This is a genomic window from Streptomyces sp. NPDC025793, from assembly GCF_055558375.1.
The window spans coordinates 107,819-115,946 of sequence record NZ_JBVHMR010000025.1 but is presented as its reverse complement, the minus strand read 5'-3'; the positions used below and the strand labels follow the sequence as shown (position 1 = coordinate 115,946).

Annotated in this window: 10 protein-coding genes and 1 pseudogene; 4 read left to right on the top strand and 7 right to left on the bottom strand. The window is 72.2% G+C overall.

The window, feature by feature from the left end; translation table 11 throughout:
- From ACZ4MF_RS34605 to ACZ4MF_RS34595, 3 genes are all read right to left on the bottom strand, one after another.
- Positions 1-725 (bottom strand): LCP family protein (locus ACZ4MF_RS34605; RefSeq protein ID WP_467496372.1); only part of this gene is annotated, 725 nt, incomplete at its 3' end.
- Between the two features lie 359 nt (positions 726-1,084).
- The gene (locus tag ACZ4MF_RS34600; RefSeq protein WP_362822168.1) at positions 1,085-1,477 is read right to left on the bottom strand and encodes an ArsR/SmtB family transcription factor; all 393 of its coding nucleotides are present in this window, start codon (positions 1,475-1,477) and stop codon (positions 1,085-1,087) included.
- A gap of 90 nt (positions 1,478-1,567) precedes the next feature.
- Positions 1,568-2,707: a TerD family protein gene (locus ACZ4MF_RS34595; RefSeq protein ID WP_467496370.1), complete on the bottom strand. Its 1,140-nt coding sequence runs from the start codon at positions 2,705-2,707 to the stop codon at positions 1,568-1,570.
- Between the two features lie 201 nt (positions 2,708-2,908).
- Between ACZ4MF_RS34595 and ACZ4MF_RS34590 the strand changes: the two genes are divergently transcribed.
- The 3 genes from ACZ4MF_RS34590 to ACZ4MF_RS34580 all read left to right on the top strand — a co-directional run bounded on the left by ACZ4MF_RS34590 (position 2,909) and on the right by ACZ4MF_RS34580 (position 4,670).
- Positions 2,909-3,175, top strand: a complete 267-nt coding sequence (locus ACZ4MF_RS34590) for a GlsB/YeaQ/YmgE family stress response membrane protein (protein WP_071386473.1) — start codon at positions 2,909-2,911, stop codon at positions 3,173-3,175.
- Positions 3,176-3,327: 152 nt separating this feature from the next.
- Positions 3,328-3,711: a BlaI/MecI/CopY family transcriptional regulator gene (locus tag ACZ4MF_RS34585; protein ID WP_467496368.1), complete on the top strand. Its 384-nt coding sequence runs from the start codon at positions 3,328-3,330 to the stop codon at positions 3,709-3,711.
- Positions 3,712-3,737: 26 nt separating this feature from the next.
- Positions 3,738-4,670: a M56 family metallopeptidase gene (locus tag ACZ4MF_RS34580; protein ID WP_467496366.1), complete on the top strand. Its 933-nt coding sequence runs from the start codon at positions 3,738-3,740 to the stop codon at positions 4,668-4,670.
- Positions 4,671-4,711: 41 nt separating this feature from the next.
- Here the strand turns inward: ACZ4MF_RS34580 and ACZ4MF_RS34575 are convergent.
- Both ACZ4MF_RS34575 and ACZ4MF_RS34570 read right to left on the bottom strand, forming a co-directional pair.
- Positions 4,712-4,918, bottom strand: a pseudogene (locus ACZ4MF_RS34575) (beta-glucanase); the annotation flags it as partial.
- Positions 4,919-5,191: 273 nt separating this feature from the next.
- Entirely contained in the window at positions 5,192-5,794 is a 603-nt protein-coding gene (locus ACZ4MF_RS34570) for an Rv1733c family protein (RefSeq protein ID WP_467496364.1), read from the bottom strand.
- Positions 5,795-6,028: 234 nt separating this feature from the next.
- On the opposite strand from ACZ4MF_RS34570, the gene ACZ4MF_RS34565 reads away from it, so the two are divergent.
- Positions 6,029-6,175, top strand: coding sequence for a hypothetical protein (locus tag ACZ4MF_RS34565; RefSeq protein ID WP_467496362.1), 147 nt, complete (start codon positions 6,029-6,031; stop codon positions 6,173-6,175).
- Here ACZ4MF_RS34565 and ACZ4MF_RS34560 read toward each other — a convergent pair.
- Together ACZ4MF_RS34560 and ACZ4MF_RS34555 are read right to left on the bottom strand one after the other, a co-directional pair.
- Positions 6,142-6,921, bottom strand: coding sequence for a TIGR03943 family putative permease subunit (locus tag ACZ4MF_RS34560; protein WP_467496360.1), 780 nt, complete (start codon positions 6,919-6,921; stop codon positions 6,142-6,144). The two genes, ACZ4MF_RS34565 and ACZ4MF_RS34560, sit on opposite strands and share 34 nt — an antisense overlap.
- Positions 6,918-7,955, bottom strand: a complete 1,038-nt coding sequence (locus ACZ4MF_RS34555; RefSeq protein WP_467496358.1) for a permease — start codon at positions 7,953-7,955, stop codon at positions 6,918-6,920. Before ACZ4MF_RS34555 ends, ACZ4MF_RS34560 begins: the two co-directional genes overlap by 4 nt.
- Positions 7,956-8,128: the final 173 nt, after the last annotated feature.

The following is an 8,128-nucleotide window of genomic DNA, read 5'->3' as shown; positions in this document are numbered from 1 at the left end:
ACGGAGACGCCGCCGATCGCGTCCGACATCTTCACCACGCCGGAGAAGTCCAGCTTGACGAAGTGGTCGATCGGGATGCCCGTGAGCTGGTGGACAGTGGCCACCTGACAGGCGGGGCCGTACTGCAGCGCGCTGTTGATCTGGCCGTAGTAGCCGTTGGTGGACTGCTTGCTCTCGCTGTCCGTGCAGGCGGGCACCTTGGTCATGGTGTCGCGGGGGATGCTCATCACCGTGGCGTTGGAGCGGTCGGCGGATATGTGCAGCACCATCTCCACGTCCGCGTTGCTGCCGGTCTGCACGCCGGTCTGCGAACAGCCGCCGCCCAGCTTGCAGTCGGCCGCGCTGGTGCGCCCGTCGGAGCCCATGACCAGGATGTTGATCGGGGTGCGGCCGAAGGCGTCGGCCTTCTCGGCGCCGCCCTTGCCGTCGAGCGAGAGGCTGTGGATGTTGCCGTTCAGGTGCTCGTAGAACCACCAGCCCGCACCGGCCGTGACCACGATGAGGGTCGACATGCCGATGCCGATGATCTTCAGCGCCCGTTTCCCGCGCCCCGCCTGACGGGCCCGGCGCCCGCGCTTGCCGGCGCGTGAGCGGGCGGCCGCCCGGGCCGCGGCCCTGCCGCCCTGCTGACGTGCTCCGTCGGCCTCGGCTGCGCGCTGTCCGGGAACCCGTGCGTTACGGCTCCGCGTGGCCTGGCCGGCGGGGCCGTCCCACGGGTCGCTCATCTCCCACTCCCATGAACGGTCGGGCCCGTCAGTCCCGGCCGAGGGGTGTACGGCCAGACCTGCGCGGCGGTGTAAAGGCGGGCGGAAGACTGCCGCTCCGCCTCGCTTGCGTGGTTGCGCAATCTAACAAACCTGTGGCCCGAACAGCGCGGATACACACTCAATTCACAGGTGGGGCACCTTTTGGAATCGCCGTGCGGACCTGCGTCGGTACGGGAGCCGGAGTGTACGCCCCCGGGTTAAGAACGGTGTCAGGTGTGTCTCGTCATGGATGGCCATAGCGTGCCAAAACCGGACGAATTACCCATCCGCGCCGCTCAAACCCTTTTCTTACAGAGGGACTTCGCGGACATCTCGTCTCAGCCGCCGATTCCGCGCAGGCGGTGGACGGGGGCGGAGGCATGCTGGGTGCGCGCGGTGAGCTGACCGACCATCACCCGGACCAGGGTGACGACGTCGGGGTCGTCGATGTAGTACACCTGCCGTCTGCCCTCGCGGCGGGAGCGGACGAGGCCGGCGAGCTTCAGCTTCGCCAGGTGCTGGCTGACCGCGGGCAGGGCGCCGCCCACGCGGTCGGCGAGATGCGTGACGTCGCTCTCGCCCTGGGACAGGGCCCACATCAGATGCAGCCGGGCCGAGGAGGCGAGCAGCCCGAACGCCGCGGCGGCCTCGGCCAGCACCTCGGCGGGCGGGTCCTCGAAGCCGGCGGCGTTCTCCGTCACTGTCCTCTCCCGTCCCCGTCCCTGGCTCATCACAGCCGACGCACATACGCCCACCCAGTGTAGGCGTCCGTCTCCGGCGGCCGTGCGCCACCGGAGACGGGAACGGGCCGGCCCTCGGGATCAGTCCTCGTAGTAGTTGTTGACCTCGACGTCAGGTTCGTCGTCGTCGAACGCCTCGTTGAGCAGCGCGCCGCCGATGAGGCCGGCCGCACCGGCGCCGATGAGCGCACCGGTGCCGAAGCGGCGGCCGCCGCCCTGCTGGTGGTCGTGGCGGTCCCCGTACGGCTCCGCGTAGCCCTGCTGCGGGTAGCCCTGCTGGGGGTAACCCTGCTGCGGGTAACCCTGCTGCGGATAGCCCTGCGGCACCGGCTGCGGGTAGCCCTGCTGGGGCGGGGTGTAGAACGGCGGGACCGTGGTCTGCACGCGCTGTGCGCAGCCGCCGCACGTCTGGACGGGGCGGGCCACACCCCACTGCGGGGACCAGGTCACGGTCATCGTGCCCGGGCCGTGGTTGGGGTCGAAGAAGCAGGTCACGGTGGAACTCCCGGTGGGTTGCGGAGATGCGGTGAACGCCGGGGCCGACGCGGCGGCGACCGACGGCTCGGAGGGGGCGGAGGACACGGGCGCGGCCGCACCCGGTTGTTTTCGTACGGCGACCGGTGCCGGGCTCGGCGCCGGTGCGGGGCTCGGGGATGTCTCCCGGAGCACCGTCACGCCGTAGTCGGACGCGATACCGGCGAGGCCCGAGGCGTACCCCTGGCCGACCGCGCGGAACTTCCAGTCCGCGCCGTGCCGGTACAACTCGCCGAAGACCAGGGCGGTCTCGGCCGACAGGCTGCCGGACGCGAGGTCGTAGCGGGCGAGTTCGGCGCCGCCGTCCTGGTCGAGGACGCGGATGTGCGCGCGGAGCACCTGCCCGAAGGTCTGGCCCCGGCTCGCGGCCTCGTACAGCGACACGAGGAAGACGATCTTCTCGGCCTGCGCCGGGACCCGGGTCAGATCGACCTGGATCCGCTGGTCGTCGCCCGCCTGACCGCCTGCGCCGCCGTGACGGACCGAACCGTCGGGGCTGGTCAGGTTGTTGAAGAAGACGAAGTGCTCGTCGGACAGCACGTGGCCCGAGGCGTCACAGAGCAACGCGCTGGCATCCAGCTCGTACCCCGTGTCCGCCTGCCAGCCCAGCCCGACCGTCACAGCAGTCAGACCAGGGGCCTGTTTGCCCAGCGACACATTGCCGCCCTTGGTCAGGGACACACTCATCCACGTCCTCCGCAGCCGCTCGCGCTTCCCGCGTCCATCACGATCAACGCAGCTGGGGTTCCTCCGGTTCCCCAGTTGCGCAATGTCTTAATCATGTAGCAGAACCTCGACGGGACATCGCCAGAGGCCTGCGACGACTGTGTGCTCACGTCAACCGCCCCTAGGCTTGCGCGAACACACAACCGACCGGAAGGCAACACCGTGGGCATCATCGGCTGGATCATCCTGGGCCTGGCCGCCGGAGCCATCGCCAAACTGCTGCTGCCGGGCCGCGACCCGGGCGGCTTCATCGGCACCACGCTCATCGGCATCGCCGGCTCGTTCATCGGCGGATGGCTCTCCGCCCGCTTCCTCGACCGCCCGGTGGAGAAGCACTTCTTCGACCTCTACACCTGGGGTGCGGCGATCGGCGGTTCCCTGGTGCTGCTCATCGGCTATCGACTCCTGTTCGGCAACTCCCGCGACTGATCCGGGCGTTCCTGAATCTACAACACTGTAGAAGCACTGGGGCGGCGCGACGCGAGGGACACTGCCGTCGGGAGCGCAAACCGGCCATGACCGGCGGCTCGGTACGATGTGACGTTCCTCCGGCAGACCTCCGGGCAGAAGGGAGACAGCGGGTGACGCACCCGGATCCGCGCCGGCCGCGCAGGGCGCAGGGCGCGCTGGAGACACAGGTGCTCGCGGCACTGCACGAGGCCGGGGGCCCGGTGACCGCAGGCTGGGTGCAGGACCGGCTGGCCGCCGACCTCGCCTACACGACCGTGATGACGGTCCTGGCCCGGCTGCTGGCGAAGCACGCCGTGACGCGCCGGCGCGAGGGCCGGTCGTTCGTGTGGCTGCCCACCGCGGACGAGGCCGGGCTGGCCGCGCTGAAGATGCGCAAGGTCCTCGACGGCGAGCAGGACCGGCGCGCGGTGCTGGCCAGTTTCATCACGGCGCTGCCCGAGGGTGACGAACAAGTGCTGCGCGAGCTGCTGGACCAGGCCACCGACGAAAACTGAGGACGAGAGCCGAGAGCCGAGCGACGATGGGAATCTTCGTCTTCCTCCCCCTGGTACTGCCGCTCACGGCCTGGCCGATCGCGCGCCTGGCCGAGCAGCGCCTCCATCCGCGCACCGCGACCGTGCTGCTGACCTGGGTGTCCACCGTCATGGTGCTGTGCAGCACGGTGTGCCTGGCGCTGCTGATGGTGGTCGGCACGGCCCAGCTTCCCGGCAATCCGCTGCCGGACGGCTGGTCGGACCCCGAGGTGCGCGAGAGCGTGCCCCGGCACGAGGTCGCGGGCAAGGCCGCGATCCCCGCGCTGCTCGCGGTCGTCACCGGCTGCGGCCGCGCCCTGCTGCGCCATCGCCGGGTACGGCGACGGGCCCACGCGGCGCTCCGGGGGCTGCCGCCCACCCAGGTCGCCGTGCTGCCCGACGCCCAGCCGTACGCCTACGCGCTGCCCGGCGGGCCGCGCGACCGGATCGTCGTGTCCACGGCGATGCTCGGCTGTCTCTCCTCCCGCGAGCGCCGCGCGCTGTTCGCCCATGAGCGCAGCCACCTGCTCGCCCGGCACCACCGGCATCTGCTGCTCGTCCAACTCGCCGCCTGCGCCAACCCTTTCCTGCGCCCGCTGCGGACGGCGGTCGCCTACACCGCCGAGCGTTGGGCGGACGAGGAGGCGGCCCGCGCGGTCGGCAGCCGCAAGGCCGTGGCCCGCGCGATCGGCACCGCCGCGCTCGTCTCCCACCCGGCCCCCGCGCCGGCCCTCGCCGCGCTGGCCGCTCCCGGCCCGCTCCCCCGCCGGGTCGCCGCACTGCTGGCTCCGGCACCCAGCGGCCGCGCCTGGCCGTCCTTCTTCACGACGGTGGGCCTGGCCCTGTGGACGGCGGCTGCCGGAGCCGCCCTCTCCGCGATGTTCTCGGCCAACTCGGCCGTCACGCTCCTGCTCCTGCTGCGCGCGGCGACGCCCCTGTGACCACCCCCCGGCCGTCGGCACAGGCCCGGATGCCGTCCACCGTAGTGACCGGCGCCGCGGACGTGGTTGCCGAACTCCAGGCGGTCCGGATGGTCCGGGTGCTACTCGAACACGTCGATCTCCTGGTCGCCGTCGCGCCAGGTCCAGATCGTCGGCCACGCCCCGACCTCTCGGGGCAGCCGTACCCGGGCCTCCAGGACGTCTCCCGCGCGGACCATGCAGGCTTCCGCGCTGCCCTCGGTCGTCAGTGGGATACGCCGTCATGCGCCCGGGCGGCCGGGAGGCGGCGAACGACCCGTGCGGGTGACACCGACGGGTCCGGCCGTCGGACGGGCCCCGGCACCCCTGGTGGGCGAGCGGTTTCCGTGGTGTGCTGGTAGTGGCGGGAAGGACCGAGACAGACGCGGAGAAGCGGTCGGGAACCGTGCACCGCGCAATCCGGACCCACGAGAAGCGGGTGGCCCTTCCCGCCCTGTCGCGCCGGTATACCGGCGAGGACGTACGGGCGTGCGGACGTGCGGTCAGCCCCGGCCGCCGCTGAGGTTGCCCCACCGCGGTCCTATGCGCTTCCACTCCTCGTCCCACTCGGCCATGCGACGCCGGATGAGCCGGGTGCGGACACCCCACCCCGTGACCCAGACCGCCGCGCCGACCGTCGGGGCGACGAGGGCGCCGGTGAGGGCCGCCTGGAGGTCGGCCGCGGCGCCGGTGACCGGTGGGGACACGACCCGGTTCGCGCTGTTCGTCCAGACCGTGATCCGGGAGCCGGCGGGGGCGCCGGGGACGATCTTCGCGCTGTCGGTGTGCACCGCGCCGTGCGCGTCCGTCCAGCGCACGGCGGCCCAGACCCGTCCGTCGTCGTAGCCGGTGCCGGAGGCGGTGGAGCGTGCCGCGTCATCGGTGATCACGGCGTGCACCGCGTGCACGTGGGCCCGCCGGGCGGAGAACGCCGCGTCGGCGTTGTGGGCCGCCACGAGGCCCGCGACGGCGCTGCAGAAGATGGCGAACACCCAGGTCGCGAGGATGATCCAGGCCTCGACGACATCGCTGTGCCGCCGCAGCGGGTTGCTCCGCCACCGCCACAGCCGTACCGGTGTGACCGTCGTGGGAGGTGTCCGGGCCATCGTCACCGCCTCCTCTCCACCGCCGGGCGAGCGGCGGGTGTCACGACTCCATCGTGCACCTCATTGCGGATCGCGGCGGGGCGAGCGCGCGAAAGATCCGTGCCATCGGGACGTCCGGCCCCCGGAAAGGGACACAAGGCACTGTCCGAAGCCGTGGGCGAGGGGCCAACGTGGCCTCAGGAGCGGCACCGATCCCCCGCGGTGCCGCTCCGCCCATGACGTGCCGAGACACCGGTGCGCCGCAGTAGTCTCGTCACCGATCCCGGGGAGCTGTCCCGCGTCCGCGCCCGGCTGGAGCCCTGGGCGCTGCGGGAGGGCATGGGCCACGCACGACGCCGCGCGCCGGGCTACGACGGGGTGAGCGGCAGGTCGTCGGTGTAGGCGTTGACCGGCTGGGCGATGGGGCGGGCGTCCGTGACGTCGAGCGCCGCCTCTGCGGTGCTCGTGCCGAGGGCGCCCCGGGGATGCCAGGTCCCGGTCACCGCGAGCCATGTGTCGGCGGGCGGTGCCTCGGTGCCGTACACGCGGACCTTGACGGTCTGGGAGTCGGCGGCACAGCACGTGAAGATGATGCGGGTCAGGTACCAGCCGTCGTCGTCCCCGGCCGGGGTGACGAACCCCGTGAGCCGCACGGAGTGGTTCCTGATGGCCAGGCTGCGGTCCTGCTGGACGCGCCGGGTGAAGTCCGTGAGGGTGAGCGGCAGGGGTGAGGTCGCGGGCAGCGGAGCGAATCCTTTCTTCTGCGCACTGACCGGCGTGGCGTTCGAGCGGGCCGCGGTGTACGCGCCGAGGGCGGGCGGGGCGTAGAAGAGCAGGCTGAGCGCCGGGAGGAAGAGCAGCCAGGCGACGCGCGGGGCGCCGGAGTGGTCGTGACCGTGTTCATGGCCGTGGTCACGGCCGCGGTCGCAGGCGGGTTCCTGGCCGGGCTCGTCGCCGTACGTCTGCGCCCGGCCGTCCCCGAGGGCCGCCGAGGCCAGGCCGAGCAGCAGCAGGACCGCCCCGGAGACGATCAGCAGGGGGTGCAGGCCGGCCTTGACGTAGCGCAGGTAGATGTCGGTGAACAGGGTCGTGTGGAGCAGGCCGATGCCGGTCAGGGTCAGCAGCAGGGTCTGTACGGGGCGTCTCACAGCAGCGCGCCTCCGATCAGGACGCTCGCGGCGACCGCCACCACGGTGGTGGCCGTGGAGAACCGCCAGGCGAAGGCGCGCCCGAAGGTGCCCGCCTGGAGGGCGATGAGCTTGAGGTCGACCATCGGGCCGACCACCATGAACGCCAGACGGGCGGTCGGCGAGAACCCGGCGAGCGAGGCGGCGACGAACGCGTCGGCCTCCGAGCAGACTGCAAGGAGCACGGCGAGCCCGGCCAGGAAGAGCACCGACAGCCAGGGCGAGCCGGAGAAGGTGTCGAGGACGGAGCGCGGCACCGCGACGTTGAAGGTGGCGGCGGCCATGGCGCCGAGCACCAGGAAGCCCCCGGCGTGCAGGAAGTCGTGCTGGAAGCCGAGCCGGAACTCGTTCCAGCGGCTGCTGCCGTGCCGGTGGCCGGTGTGCCCGTGCCGCAGTACGGGGCGCAGCCACCGTTCCTTGCCCAGCCAGAGCCACAGCCAGCCCATCACAGCGGCGGTGGCGAGGGAGGCGAGCAGCCGGGCGGCGACCATCGCGGGGCTGCCCGGGAAGGCGACGGCGGTGGCGGTCAGCACCACGGGGTTGATGGCCGGCGCGGAGAGCAGGAAGGCGAAGGCGGCGGCCGGGGTGACACCGCGCCGGATCAGGCTGTTGGCGACGGGTACGGAGGCGCACTCGCAGCCCGGCAGCACCGCGCCCGCGACCCCGGCCACCGGCACGGCGAGGGCGGGCCGCCTGGGCAGGACCCTGGTGAACAGCTCGGCCGGTACGAAGGCGTTGATGGCGCCGGACAGCGCGGTGCCGAGGAGCAGGAAGGGGAGCGCCTGGACGGTGATGGCGAGGCAGACGGTGCGCCAGGCCTGGACGGCGGGCCGGTCCAGCCACTGGGTGCCGGCGAGGAGGAGCACGGCCACGGCTGCGGCCGCGATCGCGAGGACGGCGCCGTGCGGCCAGGGCCGGATGCGGCGCAGGGGCGGTTCGACGGAGACGACCGCCACACCCTCGGCCACACCAACCATTTCATCCGTTTTTTCCATCTTCACTCCGGATGTCGGTTGTCCGGCCGACGATAGGCGAGGGGCGCCGCCCGGCCGCGCGTACACGCCGCCGTTCAGCCGGTCCGCACGCCGCATTCCGCCCCTTGGGGGCCCCTGCGGCATGTCCGGCGGCTCTCCTCACAATTCACTGCGAAACGGGTGAAGGTGACGGC

Excerpts from the sequence above, each read along its gene's own strand:
- ACZ4MF_RS34600 (WP_362822168.1), bottom strand. The coding sequence starts at position 1,477 with ATGAGCCAGGGACGGGGACGGGAGAGGACAGTGACGGAGAACGCCGCC.
- ACZ4MF_RS34595 (WP_467496370.1), bottom strand. The coding sequence starts at position 2,707 with ATGAGTGTGTCCCTGACCAAGGGCGGCAATGTGTCGCTGGGCAAACAG.
- ACZ4MF_RS34580 (WP_467496366.1), top strand. The coding sequence starts at position 3,738 with ATGGGAATCTTCGTCTTCCTCCCCCTGGTACTGCCGCTCACGGCCTGG.
- ACZ4MF_RS34570 (WP_467496364.1), bottom strand. The coding sequence starts at position 5,794 with ATGGCCCGGACACCTCCCACGACGGTCACACCGGTACGGCTGTGGCGG.
- ACZ4MF_RS34555 (WP_467496358.1), bottom strand. The coding sequence starts at position 7,955 with ATGGAAAAAACGGATGAAATGGTTGGTGTGGCCGAGGGTGTGGCGGTC.